13 protein-coding genes are annotated in these 17,372 nt (G+C 70.9%); 9 read left to right on the forward strand and 4 right to left on the reverse strand.

The annotated features are described in order from the left end of the window. Nucleotides 1-30: 30 nt before the first annotated feature. Complete coding sequence (locus tag Sdagh_RS21230; protein WP_190076920.1) at nucleotides 31-1,113, forward strand: inositol-3-phosphate synthase; 1,083 nt, start codon at nucleotides 31-33, stop codon at nucleotides 1,111-1,113. A 79-nt stretch (nucleotides 1,114-1,192) separates the two neighbouring features. Next, nucleotides 1,193-2,455, forward strand: coding sequence for an MFS transporter (locus tag Sdagh_RS21235; protein WP_189416849.1), 1,263 nt, complete (start codon nucleotides 1,193-1,195; stop codon nucleotides 2,453-2,455). Nucleotides 2,456-2,581: 126 nt separating this feature from the next. On the opposite strand, the gene Sdagh_RS21240 is transcribed toward Sdagh_RS21235, so the two are convergent. Then, on the reverse strand, nucleotides 2,582-4,027 hold the full coding sequence (locus Sdagh_RS21240; RefSeq protein WP_189416846.1) for a CCA tRNA nucleotidyltransferase: 1,446 nt from the start codon (nucleotides 4,025-4,027) through the stop codon (nucleotides 2,582-2,584). Nucleotides 4,028-4,256: 229 nt separating this feature from the next. Here Sdagh_RS21240 and Sdagh_RS21245 point away from each other — a divergent pair, with 229 nt between their 5' ends. The 7 genes from Sdagh_RS21245 (at nucleotide 4,257) to trxA (ending at nucleotide 14,174) form a co-directional block, all read left to right on the forward strand. Next, a complete protein-coding gene (locus Sdagh_RS21245; RefSeq protein WP_189416843.1) occupies nucleotides 4,257-6,647 on the forward strand; it encodes a DUF6049 family protein in 2,391 nt (796 codons plus the stop codon). Between the two features lie 43 nt (nucleotides 6,648-6,690). After that, nucleotides 6,691-9,231: a murein biosynthesis integral membrane protein MurJ gene (gene murJ, locus Sdagh_RS21250; RefSeq protein WP_189416840.1), complete on the forward strand. Its 2,541-nt coding sequence runs from the start codon at nucleotides 6,691-6,693 to the stop codon at nucleotides 9,229-9,231. Between the two features lie 137 nt (nucleotides 9,232-9,368). Next, nucleotides 9,369-11,063: a protein kinase family protein gene (locus Sdagh_RS21255; protein ID WP_189416837.1), complete on the forward strand. Its 1,695-nt coding sequence runs from the start codon at nucleotides 9,369-9,371 to the stop codon at nucleotides 11,061-11,063. 27 nt (nucleotides 11,064-11,090) lie between these two features. Further along, complete coding sequence (gene sigM, locus Sdagh_RS21260; protein WP_189416835.1) at nucleotides 11,091-11,816, forward strand: RNA polymerase sigma factor SigM; 726 nt, start codon at nucleotides 11,091-11,093, stop codon at nucleotides 11,814-11,816. Next, nucleotides 11,813-12,676, forward strand: a complete 864-nt coding sequence (locus Sdagh_RS21265) for an anti-sigma factor family protein (RefSeq protein WP_190076921.1) — start codon at nucleotides 11,813-11,815, stop codon at nucleotides 12,674-12,676. The genes sigM and Sdagh_RS21265 overlap by 4 nt, the downstream gene beginning before the upstream one ends. A gap of 154 nt (nucleotides 12,677-12,830) precedes the next feature. Beyond that, complete coding sequence (gene trxB, locus Sdagh_RS21270; RefSeq protein WP_189416833.1) at nucleotides 12,831-13,799, forward strand: thioredoxin-disulfide reductase; 969 nt, start codon at nucleotides 12,831-12,833, stop codon at nucleotides 13,797-13,799. A 42-nt stretch (nucleotides 13,800-13,841) separates the two neighbouring features. After that, nucleotides 13,842-14,174, forward strand: a complete 333-nt coding sequence (gene trxA / locus Sdagh_RS21275) for a thioredoxin (protein ID WP_189416831.1) — start codon at nucleotides 13,842-13,844, stop codon at nucleotides 14,172-14,174. Nucleotides 14,175-14,253: 79 nt separating this feature from the next. On the opposite strand, the gene Sdagh_RS21280 is transcribed toward trxA, so the two are convergent. The 3 genes from Sdagh_RS21280 to Sdagh_RS21290 all read right to left on the reverse strand — a co-directional run bounded on the left by Sdagh_RS21280 (nucleotide 14,254) and on the right by Sdagh_RS21290 (nucleotide 17,234). Beyond that, the gene (locus Sdagh_RS21280; protein ID WP_189416828.1) at nucleotides 14,254-14,871 is read right to left on the reverse strand and encodes a GNAT family N-acetyltransferase; all 618 of its coding nucleotides are present in this window, start codon (nucleotides 14,869-14,871) and stop codon (nucleotides 14,254-14,256) included. Nucleotides 14,872-15,069: 198 nt separating this feature from the next. Beyond that, nucleotides 15,070-16,164 (reverse strand): ParB/RepB/Spo0J family partition protein, encoded by a 1,095-nt coding sequence (locus tag Sdagh_RS21285; RefSeq protein ID WP_189416825.1) that lies wholly within the window; start codon nucleotides 16,162-16,164, stop codon nucleotides 15,070-15,072. Then, nucleotides 16,161-17,234, reverse strand: coding sequence for a ParA family protein (locus Sdagh_RS21290; RefSeq protein ID WP_189417222.1), 1,074 nt, complete (start codon nucleotides 17,232-17,234; stop codon nucleotides 16,161-16,163). The genes Sdagh_RS21285 and Sdagh_RS21290 overlap by 4 nt, the downstream gene beginning before the upstream one ends. Nucleotides 17,235-17,372: the final 138 nt, after the last annotated feature.

Genomic DNA, 17,372 nt, shown 5'->3' on the forward strand with positions numbered 1-17,372 from the left:
CCTCACTCGTACACACAGGGAGCAACCGGAATGGGTTCGGTTCGCGTAGCCATCGTCGGTGTGGGCAACTGCGCCGCATCGCTGGTGCAGGGCGTCGAGTACTACAAGGACGCCGACCCGGCGGCCAAGGTCCCGGGCCTGATGCACGTCCAGTTCGGCGACTACCACGTCAGTGACATCGCGTTCGTCGCCGCCTTCGACGTGGACGCCAAGAAGGTCGGCCTGGACCTCGCGGACGCCATCGGCGCCTCCGAGAACAACACCATCAAGATCTGCGACGTGCCGAACACCGGTGTCCAGGTCCAGCGCGGCCACACCCTCGACGGTCTCGGCAAGTACTACCGCATGACCATCGAGGAGTCCGCCGAGGAGCCGGTGGACATCGTCCAGGTCCTCAAGGACAAGCAGGTCGACGTGCTCGTCTGCTACCTGCCCGTCGGCTCCGAGCACGCGGCGAAGTTCTACGCCCAGTGCGCCATCGACGCCAAGGTCGCCTTCGTCAACGCCCTCCCGGTCTTCATCGCCGGCACCAAGGAGTGGGCGGACAAGTTCACCGAGGCCGGTGTCCCGATCGTCGGCGACGACATCAAGTCGCAGGTCGGCGCCACCATCACGCACCGCGTCATGGCGAAGCTGTTCGAGGACCGGGGCGTCGTCCTGGACCGCACCATGCAGCTGAACGTCGGCGGCAACATGGACTTCAAGAACATGCTCGAGCGGGACCGCCTCGAGTCCAAGAAGATCTCCAAGACCCAGGCCGTCACCTCCCAGATCCCCGACCGGGACCTCGGCGAGAACAACGTCCACATCGGCCCGTCCGACTACGTCGCCTGGCTCGACGACCGCAAGTGGGCCTACGTCCGCCTCGAGGGCCGCGCCTTCGGTGACGTCCCGCTGAACCTGGAGTACAAGCTCGAGGTCTGGGACTCCCCGAACTCCGCGGGTGTCATCATCGACGCCCTGCGCGCCGCGAAGATCGCCAAGGACCGCGGCATCGGCGGCCCCGTGCTCTCCGCGTCGAGCTACTTCATGAAGTCCCCGCCGGTCCAGTACTTCGACGACGAGGCCCGGCAGAACGTCGAGAAGTTCATCGCGGGCGAGGTCGAGCGCTGAGCCGCTTGCCCCCGCGAACGGAGGAGGGTCCCTGAGGCAGTGCGCCCGGGGACCCTCCCCGTATGTGAGGCTGTGCCCCATGGCCGTCGTCCGTGACCTCCGCGTCCTGCTGCGCCTGAAGGGGTTCCGGCGTCTGCTCGCCGTCCGCCTCCTCTCCCAGGGCGCCGACGGCGTCTACCAGGTGGGACTCGCCACCTACGTCGTCTTCGCCCCGGAGAAACAGACCTCGCCGGCCGCGGTGGCCTCCGCCATGGCGGTGCTGCTGCTTCCGTACTCCCTGGTCGGCCCCTTCGCCGGCGTCCTCCTCGACCGCTGGCGCCGCCGCCAGGTCTTCCTCTTCGGCAACCTGCTGCGCGCCCTGATGGCCTCGGTGACGGCCGTCCTGATGATCGCCTCGGTCCCGGACTGGCTCTTCTACGTCTCCGCCCTGTGCGTCACCGCCGTCAACCGCTTCGTCCTGGCCGGGCTCTCCGCCGCCCTGCCCCGGGTGGTCGACGCCGAGCGCCTGGTGATCGCCAACTCGCTCTCCCCGACGGCCGGGACCCTGGCGGCGACCGCGGGCGGCGGGCTCGCCTTCGCCGTCCGCCTCGTGGTCGCCGACACCGACGCTGCCGTGGTGACGCTGGGCGCCGTCCTCTACCTGTGCGGCGCGCTGGCCTCGCTGCGCATGGCGGCGGACCTGCTGGGACCCGACCGGGCGCTGATCCGTCCCCGGCTGGCCACCGCCCTCGCCGGTACCGCCCGCGACCTGGCGGCGGGGGTGCGGCACCTCGCCGCGCCGGCCCGCCGGGAGGCGGCCTGGTCGCTCGCGGCCATGACGCTGATGCGGTTCTGCTACGGCGCCCTGCTCGTGATGCTGCTGATGCTGTGCCGGTACGCCCTGTCCTCGGGCACGGACGACGGGCTCGCCCTGCTCGGGCTGGCGCTGGGCGTCTCGGGCGCCGGTTTCTTCGTCGCGGCGGTCCTCACTCCCTGGGCGGCGGGGCGGCTCGGCCCCGGTCGCTGGATGGCCCTGTGCGCCGCGGTCGCCGCGGTCCTGGTGCCCGCCCTGGGGCTGCCGTTCGCCACCGCACCGCTGCTCGCCGCGGCATTCGTCCTGGGTCTCGTCACCCAGGGCTCGAAGATCGCGACCGACACCCTCGTGCAGTCCTCGGTCGACGACGCCTACCGGGGCCGGATCTTCTCCGTCTACGACGTCCTGTTCAACATCGCCTTCGTCGGTGCCGCCGGGGTGGCCGCCCTCATGCTGCCGCCGGACGGCCGCTCCGCACCGCTCGTGGTGACCGTGGCCCTCCTCTACGCGGCGGTCGCGGCGGCCATGGCCCGGCGCGCGAGCGAGTGAGCACGGGCGCGTCCCTGCTCCGTTCCGCGCGGACCCGCTGTTTCACGTGAAACACCGCTCCCCGCCGATGCCGACGGGGCCATGTTTCACGTGAAACATGGCCCCGCCCGAGACGGTCGGGCATCCTCAGCCCTCCTGCCGGGCCCACCACTCCTGGAGCGCCGCCACCGCCGCCTCCCGCTCCATCGGCCCGTTCTCCAGCCGCAGCTCCAGCAGGTACTGGTACGCCTGTCCGACGGCCGGGCCGGGCCGGATGCCGAGGATCTGCATGATCTCGTTGCCGTCGAGGTCCGGCCGGATCGAGTCCAGCTCCTCCTGCTCCTGGAGCTTGGCGATCCGCTCCTCCAGGCCGTCGTAGGCCCGGGAGAGCGCTGCTGCCTTGCGCTTGTTGCGGGTCGTGCAGTCGGAGCGGGTCAGCTTGTGCAGGCGGCCGAGCAGCGGCCCCGCGTCCCGCACGTACCGGCGGACCGCGGAGTCGGTCCACTCGCCGGTGCCGTACCCGTGGAAGCGCAGATGCAGCTCGACCAGCCGCGAGACGTCCTTCACCAGCTCGTTGGAGTACTTCAGAGCCAGCATGCGCTTCTTCGTCATCTTGGCGCCGACCACCTCGTGGTGGTGGAACGAGACCCGCCCGTCGCTCTCGAAGCGGCGCGTGCGGGGCTTGCCGATGTCGTGCAGCAGCGCGGCGAGGCGGAGCGTCAGGTCGGGCCCGTCCTCCTCCAGCGCCATCGCCTGCTCCAGCACGATCAGCGTGTGCTCGTAGACGTCCTTGTGCCGGTGGTGTTCGTCGCTCTCCAGGCGCAGTGCGGGCAGCTCGGGCAGGACGTACTCGGCCAGGCCGGTCTCCACCAGGAGCGTCAGTCCCTTGCGCGGGTGTGCGGAGAGGATCAGCTTGTTCAGCTCGTCCCGGACCCGCTCCGCCGAGACGATCTCGATGCGGCCGGCCATCTCCCGCATCGCCTTCACGACCTCGGGCGCGACCTCGAAGTCGAGCTGCGCGGCGAACCGCGCGGCCCGCATCATCCGCAGCGGGTCGTCGGAGAAGGACTCCTCGGGCGTCCCCGGCGTGCGCAGCACCCGGGCGGCGAGATCGCCGAGCCCTCCGTGCGGATCGACGAACTCCTTCTGGGGCAGGGCCACGGCCATCGCGTTGACCGTGAAGTCGCGCCGGACGAGGTCCTGCTCGATGGAGTCGCCGTACGCCACCTCGGGCTTGCGCGAGGTCCGGTCGTACGCCTCCGACCGGTACGTGGTCACCTCGATCTGATAGCCGTCCTTCTGCGCCCCGACCGTGCCGAAGGCGATCCCGACCTCCCAGACGGCGTCCGCCCAGGGCCGGACGATCTTCAGGACGTCCTGCGGACGGGCATCGGTCGTGAAGTCCAGGTCGTTGCCGAGCCGCCCGAGCAGCGCGTCCCGCACCGAGCCGCCGACCAGGGCGAGAGAGAACCCAGCCTCCTGGAAACGGCGGGCGAGATCGTCGGCGACCGGCGAGACGCGCAGCAGTTCACTCACCGCACGCTGCTGCGCCTGGCTCAGGGCACTGGGATTGACTTCGTTGGCGTTCGGCACAACAGAAAAGGGTACGTGGCCCAGGGCGGCGCGAGCGCACCCATTCCTCCGACGGGCACCTTGTGCGGACGCTCCCCTTTATACGGGCATATACGCGGCGGCCCGAGCACCTGGCGGGTCCCGCATCCGATCTTGTGGCGCACTCCGCGGCACTTCCCCTCAGCGCGCATCGTTACCATGCGTGGACGCACATTCCGACGACCACTGACGACGAGGGACGGGCGAGCGCGTGGCCGAGGCGGCAGACATCCAGGGGACCCATCCCTCACCTGCCCGCCGCTGGGTACGGCGCACCGCGGCACTGCTCGCCTCGGCACCGCTGCTGGCGGGTCTCGTGCAGGCGTCCGCCGTCGGTCCGGCCCTCGCGGCGGAGCAGACCGGGGTCCGGGCCGCGTCCGGCTCGGACGGGGTCTCGGTGGCCGTCGACTCACTCAGCCCCGCCGCCCCCACGGACGGCGACACCGTCACGGTCTCCGGCACCGTCACCAACAACGGCAAGCAGGCGGTCACCGACGCCCAGGTCGGCCTGCGCGTGGGTCCGCGGCTCGGCACCCGCTCGGAGATCGACACCGTCGCCCGGAACAGCACCGACCTGGACGGTTCGTACGGCACCCCGCTCGACGACGATTACTCCGCGGAGTTCCCCAAGCTCACCCCCGGGGTCGCCGAGCACTTCGCCCTCTCGGTCCCGGTCGACGCGCTGGACCTCGGCGACAACGGCGTCTACGAGTTCTCCGTGACCCTCTCCGGGGAGACCTCCGCGCAGCCCTGGGAGCAGGTCCTCGGCGTGCAGCGGACCTTCCTGCCCTGGCAGCCCGACGAGGCCGGCACCAAGACCAGGACGACGTACCTGTGGCCGCTCGTCTCCACGTCCCACGTGACCGCGGAGACGGGCTCGAACGAACAGCAGACGCCGGTCTTCCGCAACGAGGACCTGGCCAAGGAGATCTCCCCGGGAGGGCGCCTCGACCAGCTGGTGACGCTCGGCGGGGACCTCGACGTCACCTGGGTCGTCGACCCGGACCTGCTGGCCTCCGTCGACGCGATGACGCGCGGCTACGAGGTCCGGGCGGCGGACGGCACCACCACCGCCGGCCGGCACCAGGCCGTCGCCAAGCAGTGGCTCGCCGGCCTCCAGAAGGCGGTGGCGGACAAGGAGGTCGTCGCGCTGCCGTTCGCCGACCCGGACCTCGCCTCCCTGGCGCACAACGGCACGGACTTCACCGGTTCGCTGAGCCAGCTGAAGGAGGCCACCGACGTCGTGGCCAACACGGTGGAGCCGATCCTCCACGTGAAACCCAGCACCGACTTCGCGTGGCCGGTGGAAGGCGCCGTCGACCCGGCCATCGTCAAGGTCGCCACCTCCGCGGGCGCCGACAAGGTGATCACCCGCAGCGACAGCCTGAAGGAGACCGGCGGCCTGTCGTACACGCCCTCCGCGGCCCGGCCCGTCGGGGGAGGGACGACCGCGGTCGTCGCGGACGCCCGGCTGTCCACCGCGTTCGAGGGCGACCTGACCAAGGCGGCCACCTCCACGGCGGCCGTCCAGCAGTTCCTCGCGCAGAGCCTCGCCCTGGATCTGCAGACCGGCGAGCAGCGCAGCGTCGTCGTCGCGCCGCAGCGCATGCCCACCGGCAGCCAGGCCCGCGCGATGGCCGAGGCGCTCACCGCCCTGGAGGGCGGTGACTGGTCCCAGCCCCAGGACCTGTCGGACGCCGCCTCGGCCAAGCCGGACCCGGGCGCCACGACGACGATCCCGTCGCGGTCCGCGTACCCCTCCGCGCTGCGCGAGCGGGAACTGCCGCACGAGGCGTTCGAGCAGCTCGCCCGGACCCAGGACAAGCTCGACCACTTCAAGGCCGTCCTGTCGGACCGGTCCCGCGTGGTGACCCCCTTCGGGCGGGCCCTGAACCGGGAGATGTCCACGTCCTGGCGCGACCGCGCCGGCGCGGCCCGCACGTTCCGCAACGGCGTGGAGACCTATCTCGACGGACTGACCGGCCAGGTCAGACTGATCGACAAGTCGGAGACCAAGCTCTCCGGCCGCAGTGCCACGATCCCCGTCACCGTCCAGAACAACCTGGTGCAGGACGCCGACCACCTGGTGCTCCGGCTCACCTCCACCAACCCGACCCGGCTGGAGATCGGCGGGGAGGCCTACCAGGAGCAGCCCGTCTCGGTCTCCGGCGGACACAGCCAGTCGGTGAAGTTCACCACGTCCGCCAACGCCAACGGACGGGCGACGGTCATCGCCCAGCTGTACACGGCGGACGGCCGGAAGTACGGCGCCCCGGTGACGTTCGACGTGAAGGTCACCGAGATCACGGCCACCGTGATGCTGGTCATCGGCGGCGGCGTGCTCCTCCTCGTCCTCGCCGGCTACCGCATGTACCAGCAGCGCAAGCGCGCCGCCGCCCGCGCCGGGGGCGACGAGGGCCCCGGCACCGGCGAGGACCCCGCGAACGGCCCCGAGGTTCCTCAGGGGCCCGCCGACCGTCCCACCGAGGAGTCCGGAGCACACCCCCGGGCAGGCGACCCGGAGCAGGCGAGTGACCCCGGAGCGGACACCGCAGCGGAAAGCGCCGACCCGTCCGGGACGGGTGAGAGAGTGGACCGTTGACATGTCGTGGCCGGTGGGCCCGGGACGATGAGGTGGGGTAACCATGAACGCGCCGTACGACGGTGACCGTGGCCAGGCCGCGGGCAGCTCGGGCCACCCCGAGGGCCCGCCACCCGAGCACGACCAGACACCGTCGCAGCCGCCTGCGGACATGTACCTCCAGGACGCCTACGACCAGGACCCCTACCGGGCGCAGGACCTCTCCGCGCAGGACCCGGTCGACGAGGCGCTCTACGACCGTGCCGCGCACCCCCCGCCGCCCCCGGGCACATACCCCCCGCAGCAGCCGCTGTACGGGCCGCCCGCCCGGTCGCCGTACGCCCCCGACCCGCAGATCTGGGCGCAGACCCCGGCGCCTGAGCCGGAGGGCCCCACCCAGTACCTGCCCTACGGCGACGACCCCCGGACCACCCAGTTCGTGGGCGTGGACGACCTGGTCACCCAGGCGGGCGAGGAGCGCCACGAGCCGGACGCCTTCGCCCACCTCTTCCGGGACCAGCAGCACGGCGGCGGCCACCCGTCCTACCAGGACGGCCCCGCGGTGCCCGGCCCGTCGCCCGCGCCGCACCAGCAGGGCACGGCCGCCGGCCCCTACGGCCAGTACGCCGCCCCCGCGGGACAGCAGCCGTACGGCACCGCGGCACCGCAGGGCGGGCAGCAGTACGTCGCCGGCGCACCGGCCGGACAGCAGCAGTACGGCCCCGGCACCCCCGTGGGCCAGGGCCGGTACGGCACGGAGCCGCCGGCCCACGACCCGTACGCGGCCGGCCAGAACCAGTACGCGGCTCCGCACCCCGGCCAGGCCCCGTACCCGGCCGGCCGACCGGACCAGAACCAGTACGCCGCGCCCCCGCCCGGCCAGTACCTGACCGCGCCGCCGCCGGCCGCCGAGACCCCCGCGCAGGGCACCGAGGCCGTGCCCCCGCCCGCCTCCGCCCCCCCGGCGAAGAAGGGCGGCCGCGCGACAGGGCTGCTGAAGTCCAGCGCCGTGATGGCGGCCGGCACGATGGTCTCCCGGCTCACCGGCTTCATCCGGTCGGCCCTGATCGTCTCCGCCCTCGGCGTCGGCCTCCTCGGTGACACCTTCCAGGTCGCCTACCAGCTCCCGACGATGATCTACATCCTCACCGTCGGCGGCGGACTCAACTCCGTCTTCGTGCCGCAGCTCGTCCGCGCCATGAAGGAGGACGACGACGGCGGCGAGGCCTTCGCCAACCGCCTGCTCACCCTGGTCATGGTGGCGCTGGGCGCGCTCACCGTCCTGTCGGTCTTCGGCGCGCCGCTGCTGATCCGCCTGCTGTCCGATCCGGTCGCCAGCGACCCAGCGGCCAACCAGGTCGGCATCACCTTCGTCCAGTACTTCCTGCCCTCGATCTTCTTCATGGGCGTCCACGTGGTGATGGGGCAGATCCTCAACGCCCGCGGCAAGTTCGGCGCGATGATGTGGACCCCGGTCCTGAACAACATCGTCATCATCGTGACGCTCGGCATGTTCATCTGGGTCTACGGCACCGCCGCCGACTCCGGGATGAAGGTCACCACCATCCCGCCGGAGGGGCAGCGGCTGCTCGGCATCGGTGTGCTGCTCGGCCTCGTCGTGCAGGCGCTCGCGATGATCCCGTACCTGCGCGAGACCGGCTTCCGGATGCGGCTGCGCTTCGACTGGAAGGGTCACGGCCTCGGCAAGGCGATCACGCTCGCCAAGTGGACCTTCCTGTTCGTCCTCGCCAACCAGGCCGGCGCAATCGTCGTCACCCAGCTGTCCACGGCCGCCGGCAAGGCCTCGCCCGTCGACGGCACCGGTTTCGCCGCCTACGCCAACGCCCAGCTGATCTGGGGCCTCCCGCAGGCGATCATCACCGTCTCCCTGATGGCCGCCCTGCTGCCCCGCATCTCGCGCTCCGCGGCCGAGGACGACGCCGGCGCGGTCCGCGACGACATCTCCCAGGGGCTGCGCACCACGGCTGTCGCCATCGTGCCGATCGCCTTCGGGTTCGTCGCGCTCGGCATCCCGATGTGCACGCTGATCTTCGGCTCCTCCGGCACCAGCGAAGCCACCAACATGGGCTACATGCTGATGGCCTTCGCCCTCGGCCTCATCCCGTACTCCGTGCAGTACGTGGTCCTGCGCGCCTTCTACGCCTACGAGGACACTCGAACGCCGTTCTACAACACCGTGATCGTGGCGGCCGTGAACGCCGGCGCCTCGGCGGTCTGCTACTTCGTGATCCCCTCGCGCTGGGCCGTGGTCGGCATGGCCGCCGCCTACGGACTGGCCTACGCCACCGGCGTGGGCATCGCCTGGCGCCGGCTGCGCAAACGGCTCGGCGGGGACCTGGACGGCGCCCGGGTGGTGCGGACGTACGCCCGGCTGGCCATCGCTTCCCTCCCGGCGGCGCTGCTCAGCGGCGCCGCCTGCTACGGGATCGGCCACGCCCTCGGCCAGGGCGTGCTGGGCTCCTTCGCCTCCCTCCTGGCGGGCGGGGCGGTCCTGCTCGGCGTCTTCTACGTCGCCGCCCGGCGGATGCGGATCGAGGAGCTGAACTCGATGGTCGGTATGGTCCGCGGACGCCTGGGACGGTGAGACGGGGGGTAGGCGCACAACCATCGTTCGTCGCCGCGTGTCGTGCATAGCGGCGGACTGTGGGCACAATTGGTTTCGGCGTCGGACGGCGCGCAGCGGGTGTTCGGCGCGCATCGATTGGGGAGGCAGGAACGACGGTGGCGGAACGGAGCACAGCTGCCGTCGACGTGGCGGACAACGGCGACGGCGAGTCGCCGACCGCGGAGGCGGACCAGTCCACGGCCGACGGGGTGGCCAACAACCGGGAGCGGGACACGGACAGCGACGAGGCACAGGTGAGCGCCGAGACCCACGGCTCCGGGAAGGCCTCGCCTCCCGAACTGCACAGCGGTCACAAGCTCGCCAGACGGTACCGCCTTGAGGAGTGCGTGACCCGTCTGGACGGGTTCAGCAGCTGGCGGGCCGTCGACGAGAAACTCCGCCGTGCCGTCGGCGTCCACGTCCTCCCCGCGGAACACGCCCGGGCCCGGTCCGTCCTGGCCGCCGCCCGCTCCTCCGCGCTGCTGGGCGACCCCCGTTTCGTCCAGGTGCTGGACGCCGTCGAGGACAACGACCTCGTCTACGTCGTCCACGAATGGCTCCCCGACGCCACCGAGCTGACCACGCTCCTCGCCTCCGGTCCGCTGGAGGTCTACGACGCCTACCAGATGGTCAGCCAGGTCTCGTCCGCCATGGCCGCCGCCCACCGCGAGGGCCTCGCCCACCTCCGCCTCAACCCCAACGCCGTGCTGCGCACGTCGACCGGGCAGTGGCGCATCCGCGGCCTGGCCGTGAACGCGGCACTGCGCGGCGTCACCTCCGACACCCCGCAGCGCGCCGACACCGAGGCCATCGGCGCCCTGCTCTACGCCTCCCTCACCCAGCGCTGGCCGTACGAGGACGACGCCTATGGGCTCTCCGGCCTGCCCAAGGACCTCGGTCTGATCCCGCCCGACCAGGTCCGCGCCGGTGTCCACCGGGGCCTGTCGGAACTGGCCATGCGGGCGCTCGCCAACGACGGCGCCACCGCCTCCCGCCACGAGTCGGCGTGCACCACGCCCGAGGAACTGGTGAAGGCGATCGGCGAGATGCCCCGCATCCGCCCGCCGGAGCAGGCGTTCACCACACCGCCCGAGTACCAGCGCACGTCCTACCAGCAGAGCCCGTACGGCCGCCCCGCCGCGCACCCCGGTGTCACCCAGCCGGTCCCGGCCCCGCCGCCACCGCTGCAGAGCCGCACCGGCAAGGCCCTGAAGTGGGGCGTCTCCGCGCTGCTGATCGCCGCCCTCGGCCTGGGCAGCTGGCAGCTGGCCGACGTCCTGATGAACCGGGGCGGCAAGGCCGACGACCAGCACCAGTCGCAGACGACGGACGACGGCGACAAGGGCTCGGGCAAGCCGGCCTCCGGCAAGCCCATCGCGATCAGCGGTGCCCGTGACTTCGACCCCTACGGCGACCAGTCCGAGAAGCCCTCCCAGATAGGGAACGTCTACGACGGCGACCCGTCGACGTACTGGCAGACCGACTTCTACCTCAGCAGCGACTTCGGCCGCCTGAAGTCCGGCGTCGGCGTCATCCTCGACCTCGGCAAGGTGCAGCAGGTCGGCAAGGTGACCGTCACCTTCGTCGGGAACACCTCGGTCGAACTGCGCAGCGCCGGCGCCGACGCCACCTCGGAGCCCGCCACCTTCGACGCCTACTCCAAGGTCGCGGACGGCAAGGGCACGACCGTGGAGCTCAAGCCCGGGAAGGCCCTCAAGAGCCGCTACCTCCTGGTGTGGCTCACCGACCTGCCGATGCAGTCCAGCGGGGAGTGGCGCGGCAGGCTGGCGGACGTCAAGGTGACCAGCTGAGTCGTCTGCCGTGAGGGAGGGGGTCCGATGACGGACGGCACCGCGTACGGCGACACGACCGACCACGACCTCCTGGCCCGCCACGTCGAAGGCGACCCCGACGCCTTCGGTGAGCTCGTCCGCCGGCACCGGGACCGGCTCTGGGCCGTCGCCCTGCGGACCCTGGGGGACCGCGAGGAGGCCGCCGACGCGGTGCAGGACGCGCTCGTCTCCGCGTACCGCGCCGCCCACACCTTCCGCGGCCGGTCCGCCGTCACCACCTGGCTGCACCGGATCACGGTGAACGCCTGTCTGGACCGGGCCCGCAAGGCGGCTTCCCGGAAGACCGCACCGGTCGACGACACCGAGCGCCTGGAGCAGTTGCTGGAGCCGCACGAGTCGGCGTCCGCCCCCGCGGAGCGCAACGATCTGCAGCGACAGCTCGTGGAGGCCCTGGAGACCCTGCCACCCGATCAGCGGGCCGCGCTCGTCCTGGTGGACATGCAGGGCTATCCCGTGGCCGAGGCCGCGCGCATCCTCGATGTGCCGACCGGCACGGTGAAGAGCCGCTGCGCACGCGGCAGAGCCAGACTCCTGCCCCTGCTGACCCATCTCCGGCCGGACGGCGGTGGCGGCACCGGCGGACCGGGCGGGGGACGGAACCGGACGCCGGGTGCGTCCGTCCCACCCGCGGCGGGCCCGCACCGGACGGACCCGCCGGAGACCGGGCCGAGCGATTCAGCCGCAGTGAAGGGCGGAGGTGGACGAGCGTGACGTCGTCGACGACAGACAGGGCGGAGCACCCGGACGTCACCGAGATCTCCGACCTCGCCGAAGGACTGCTCACGCCGTCGCGGAGCTCTGAGGTACGGCGGCACCTGGACGGGTGCGCGCCGTGCGCGGACGTCTACACCACCCTGGAGGAGATCCGGGGACTGCTCGGCTCCCTGCCGGGGCCTACGCGAATGCCGGACGACATCGCCGGGCGCATCGACGCCGCGCTCGCCGCGGAAGCCCGGCCGGAGGAACCGTCCGACCGTACGCGTGTTTCACGTGAAACAACGTCTTCGGCCGATCGTCCCGGGGGACGGGCCGCCGTCTCCTCCACCGGGCCGGGCCGCAAGAGGCGTCTGCGGAACGGGCGTCGCAGGACCGCCGCCCTCGGTGCCGTGGTCGCCGTGGCCGCACTCGGCCTCGGCTCCGTCGTCGTCTCCTCCCTGGGCGGCGGGGACTCCTCGCCCGGCGATCCCGGACGGTCGGCCCGCGCCGACACCTACTCCGAGGAGAAGCTGGACACGGAGGTGGCCGCTCTCCTGGCCGACGACCGTCCGGGCCGGGGCGCCGGGTCCTCCCCGGTGCAGAGCTTCGGCGCGGAGTCCGGGACCGGCGCGCAGAACCACGTCTTCACCCAGCCCGCCGTGCCCGCCTGCATCCAGCGGGGCATCGGCCGCGACGACGCGGTGCTGGCCACGGAGGAAGGCGTCTACCAGGGCCGCGAGGTGGTGCTGGTCGTCCTCCCGGACACCACGGACACGGACCGGGTCATGGTCTATCTGGTGGAGGCGGCCTGTGTCACGCGGCCCTCGCTCGGCGCGGGTGACGTCCTGCTGAAGGACTCCTTCCCCCGCCCCTGAGGATCACCTCGCTTCCCGGTCCGCCCGCTGCCCCCGCAGTGTGCCCGGACACAGCGGGAATGCCCGCCCCTTAGGATCGGTTGGGTGGGGTGAGAGCTCATAGAAACGCTTTCACCGGTCCTGAAGACGCAGTCCAGAGACGAGGAAACAAGCCGTGAGCGACGTCCGTAACGTGATCATCATCGGCTCCGGGCCTGCCGGCTACACGGCGGCGCTCTACACCGCGCGCGCCTCGCTGAAGCCGTTGGTGTTCGAAGGTGCTGTCACTGCCGGCGGTGCGCTCATGAACACCACCGAGGTGGAGAACTTCCCCGGCTTCCAGGACGGCATCATGGGCCCCGAACTCATGGACAACATGCGGGCGCAGGCGGAGCGCTTCGGCGCCGAGCTGGTCCCCGACGACGTCGTCGCCGTCGACCTGACCGGTGAGATCAAGACCGTCACCGACACGGCGGGCACGGTCCACCGGGCCAAGGCCGTCATCGTCACCACCGGCTCCCAGCACCGCAAGCTCGGCCTGCCCAACGAGGACGCCCTGTCCGGCCGTGGCGTCTCCTGGTGCGCCACCTGCGACGGCTTCTTCTTCAAGGACCAGGACATCGCCGTGATCGGCGGTGGCGACACCGCGATGGAGGAGGCCACCTTCCTCTCGCGCTTCGCCAGGTCCGTGACGATCGTCCACCGCCGCGACACCCTGCGTGCCTCCAAGGCCATGCAGGAGCGGGCCTTCGCCGACCCGAAGATCTCGTTCGTCTGGGACAGCGAGGTGGCCGAGATCCAGGGCGACCCGAAGCTGTCGGGTCTGAAGCTGCGCAACCTCAAGACCGGTGAGCTGTCCGACCTGGCCGTGACCGGCCTGTTCATCGCGATCGGTCATGACCCGCGCACCGAGCTCTTCAAGGGACAGCTCGACCTGGACGAGGAGGGCTACCTGAAGGTCGACGCCCCCTCGACCCGGACCAATGTCACCGGCGTCTTCGCCGCCGGTGATGTGGTCGACCACACCTACCGTCAGGCGATCACGGCGGCCGGCACCGGCTGCTCCGCCGCTCTCGACGCCGAGCGCTTCCTCGCCGCCCTGTCCGACGAGGACAAGGCCGAGCCCGAGAAGACCACTGTCTGACCCCCCATCCGCCCCACGCATCAACCAGTTAAGGAGCCCGCCGTGGCCGGCACCCTCAAGCACGTGACCGACGCATCCTTCGAAGAGGACGTCCTCAAGAGCGACAAGCCCGTTCTGGTGGACTTCTGGGCGGCCTGGTGCGGCCCGTGCCGCCAGATCGCGCCGTCCCTCGAGGCGATCGCCAGCGAGTACGGCGACAAGATCGAGATCGTCAAGCTGAACATCGACGAGAACCCGGAGACGGCCGCCAAGTACGGCGTCATGTCGATCCCCACCCTGAACGTCTACCAGGGCGGCGAGGTCGCCAAGACGATCGTCGGTGCCAAGCCGAAGGCCGCGCTCGTCCGCGACCTTGAGGACTTCATCGCGGAGTGACGTTTCACGTGAAACATGAAAGGGCCGATCCGGAAGGATCGGCCCTTTCGCTTCCCGCCTCAGACGCGGCCGGCGACCATCAGAGCGGCCTGAGCGCCGGCTCCTTCTGCACCGCGCCGAGCAGCCGGTCCAGTGCCATCTCCACGTCCTCCTTCCAGGACAACGTGGACCTCAGCTCCAGCCGGAGCCGGGGATGACGAGGGTGGGGCCGTACCGTCTTGAAGCCGACGGCCAGCAGATGGTCGGCTGGCAGGACACACGCCGGCTGCTCCCAGCGGGCGTCCCCGAAGGCTTCGATCGCCTTGAATCCCCGGCGCAGGAGATCCTTGGCCACCGTCTGCACCATCACCCGGCCCAGCCCCTGCCCCTGGTAGCCCGGCATGATGAACCCGGTCATCAGCTGTACCGCGTCCGGTGAGACCGGGCTCGTGGGGAACGCCGTGGACCGCGGGACATAGGCGGGAGGAGCGTAGAGGACGAAGCCGACCGGTACGTCGTCGACGTAGACGACCCGGCCGCAGGATCCCCAGTCCAGCAGGACGGCGGAGATCCAGGACTCCTTCTCCAGAGCGGTGGTGCCCGCCGCTGCCGCGGCCTCGCCGCTGACGGGATCGAGCTCCCAGAAGACACATGACCGACAGCGCTGGGGAAGGTCCTCAAGGTTGTCCAGCGTGAGCGGTACGAGCCGACGCCCCATGAAGGCTGTTCCTCGCTTCCTTCGCCCTGTGCGTCCAGGGCGGCTGTCAGAACATTCCGCTCCTTGAGCGTATCCACGATGCCAGGGCCTCGACACCGGTGGAAAGCAAAGAGCGGACCGTGTTCCGGCCCCCGCCGGAAACGGCCCGCTCTCCTGGCCGGACGGAACACCATCAGGCGCTCCGCCGGCGGCCGGAACTCAGGAATCGGCCTCGTCGGAGTCGCCGTCCACCAGGCTCTTCTGGAGCACGGGGCCCTCGCCCGGGGCCAGCGTGTCGAGAATCCGTCCCAGGTCGTCCATGGAGGCGAACTCCACGGTGATCTTCCCCTTCTCACGGCCCAGGTCCACCTTCACCCGGGTCTCGAAGCGGTCCGAGAGCCGCGTGGCGAGCTCGGAGAGCGCCGGGGAGACACGGGCGCCCGCCCGCGGTCCCTTGGTCCGAGGAGCCTTCTGCGGCCGGGACCCCATGAGGGTCACGATCTCCTCGACGGCCCGCACCGACAGCCCCTCGGCAACGATCCGGTGCGCCAGCCGGTCCTGCTCCTCCGAGTCCTCCACCGAAAGCAGCGCCCGAGCGTGTCCCGCGGAGAGAACCCCGGCCGCCACCCTCTTCTGCACCGCCGACGAGAGCTTCAGCAGCCGCAGGGTATTGGAGACCTGTGGACGGGAACGGCCGATCCGGTCCGCCAGCTGGTCGTGCGTGCAGTTGAAGTCCTTCAGCAGCTGGTCGTAGGCGGCGGCCTCTTCCAGCGGGTTCAGCTGCGCACGGTGCAGGTTCTCCAGCAGCGCGTCCAGGAGGAGCTTGTCGTCCTCCGTGGCCCGCACGATCGCCGGGATGGCCTCCAGACCGGCCTCGCGGCAGGCCCGCCAGCGCCGCTCACCCATGATCAGCTCGTACTGGTCGGCGTCGAGCTGCCGGACGACGACCGGCTGGAGGAGGCCGACCTCCTTGATGGAGGTGACCAGCTCGGCGAGCGCGTCCTCGTCGAAGATCTCGCGCGGCTGCCGGGGGTTGGGCTTGATGGAGTCCAGCGGGATCTCGGCGAAGTGGGCGCCCATGGGAGCCATGGGAAGCTCCGGGGCGGACGCCGAGGGCTCCTCTGTTTCACGTGAAACAGGCGGCAGGGTGGCCACCTTCGCCGCGGCCACACCGCGGTCGGTCGTCAGTCCCGGGACCGCCGTGGGTGCCGGAGCGGCATGGCCCAGGGCGGCCGACGCCACCGACTTCTCCGTCGAGGCCGGCGGGATCAACGCTGCCAGCCCTCGACCCAACCCCCTCCGTCGCTCGTTCACTGCATCCCCTCCACCGTGCTCGGGTCGTTCTGGGCACCGATGGGGGCGTGGGTCGCGTCATAGCTGACGCCTACGCCCCTCAGTGCGATCTCTCGTGCCGCCTCAAGATAGGACAGGGCACCGCTCGATCCTGGATCGTAGGTCAGCACCGTCTGCCCGTAGCTCGGCGCCTCGGAGATACGGACAGAGCGGGGGATGCTCGTCCGCAGCACCTCGTCACCGAAGTGGGTCCGGACCTCTTCCGCGACCTGGGACGCGAGGCGCGTCCGGCCGTCGTACATGGTGAGCAGAATGGTCGACACATGCAGGGCACGGTTGAGGTGCCCGCGCACCAGGTCGACGTTCCGCAGCAACTGCCCCAGCCCTTCCAGCGCGTAGTACTCGCACTGGATCGGGATCAGCACCTCCTGGCCGGCGACCAGCGCGTTCAGCGTCAGCAGGCCGAGGGAGGGAGGGCAGTCGATCAGGATGTAGTCCAGCGGCTGCTCATACGCCTGGATCGCGCGCTCCAGCCGGCTCTCGCGGGCCACCATGGACACCAGCTCGATCTCCGCACCGGCGAGATCGATGGTGGCCGGGGCGCAGAACAGACCCTCGACGTCAGGGACGGGCTGAACGACCTCGGACAGCGGCTTGCTCTCCACCAACACGTCGTAGATCGACGGGACGTCGGCGTGATGATCGATACCCAGTGCGGTGGAGGCGTTCCCCTGGGGGTCGAGGTCGACCACCAGGACCCGGCTGCCGTGCAGGGCCAGCGAGGCGGCGAGGTTGACGGTCGTCGTCGTCTTGCCCACCCCGCCCTTCTGGTTGGCGACGACGATGATCCGGGTCTGCTCGGGCCGTGGCAGACCCTCGCCGGCACGCCCCAGAGCCTCTACCGCTAGTTGGGCCGCGCGACCGATCGGGGTGTCGTCCATCGGAGGCGGTGTTTCACGTGAAACATCCGCCCCCATCGACTCGGTACGGGGACCGGGGACCGGATCGGTCATCGGGCCCGCGATATTGGCGTCGGACCGCAAGGATTCACTCTCCTCGACTTCAGGCTCGCAGTGAACAGAGCCTCCCATGCCTGCGGGGTCGCGAACCAGTGAGGCCTGCTCTTCTGTGGAGAAATCCACCGTTGTGGAAAACTTCGTGCCCCTCACGGGGGACTTGGCGGTCCTCGGGGCGACTCCTTCGCCGAGCGAGCCGAGTGGCTTGCGGTC

This window comes from Streptomyces daghestanicus (genome assembly GCF_020521275.1).
GTDB lineage: Bacteria > Actinomycetota > Actinomycetes > Streptomycetales > Streptomycetaceae > Streptomyces > Streptomyces griseoviridis.

Coding starts and splice junctions, on each gene's coding strand:
- Sdagh_RS21230 (WP_190076920.1), top strand. CDS start 31: ATGGGTTCGGTTCGCGTAGCCATCGTCGGTGTGGGCAACTGCGCCGCA.
- sigM (WP_189416835.1), top strand. CDS start 11,091: ATGACGGACGGCACCGCGTACGGCGACACGACCGACCACGACCTCCTG.
- Sdagh_RS21290 (WP_189417222.1), bottom strand. CDS start 17,234: ATGGGAGGCTCTGTTCACTGCGAGCCTGAAGTCGAGGAGAGTGAATCC.
- murJ (WP_189416840.1), top strand. CDS start 6,691: ATGAACGCGCCGTACGACGGTGACCGTGGCCAGGCCGCGGGCAGCTCG.
- Sdagh_RS21280 (WP_189416828.1), bottom strand. CDS start 14,871: ATGGGGCGTCGGCTCGTACCGCTCACGCTGGACAACCTTGAGGACCTT.
- Sdagh_RS21235 (WP_189416849.1), top strand. CDS start 1,193: ATGGCCGTCGTCCGTGACCTCCGCGTCCTGCTGCGCCTGAAGGGGTTC.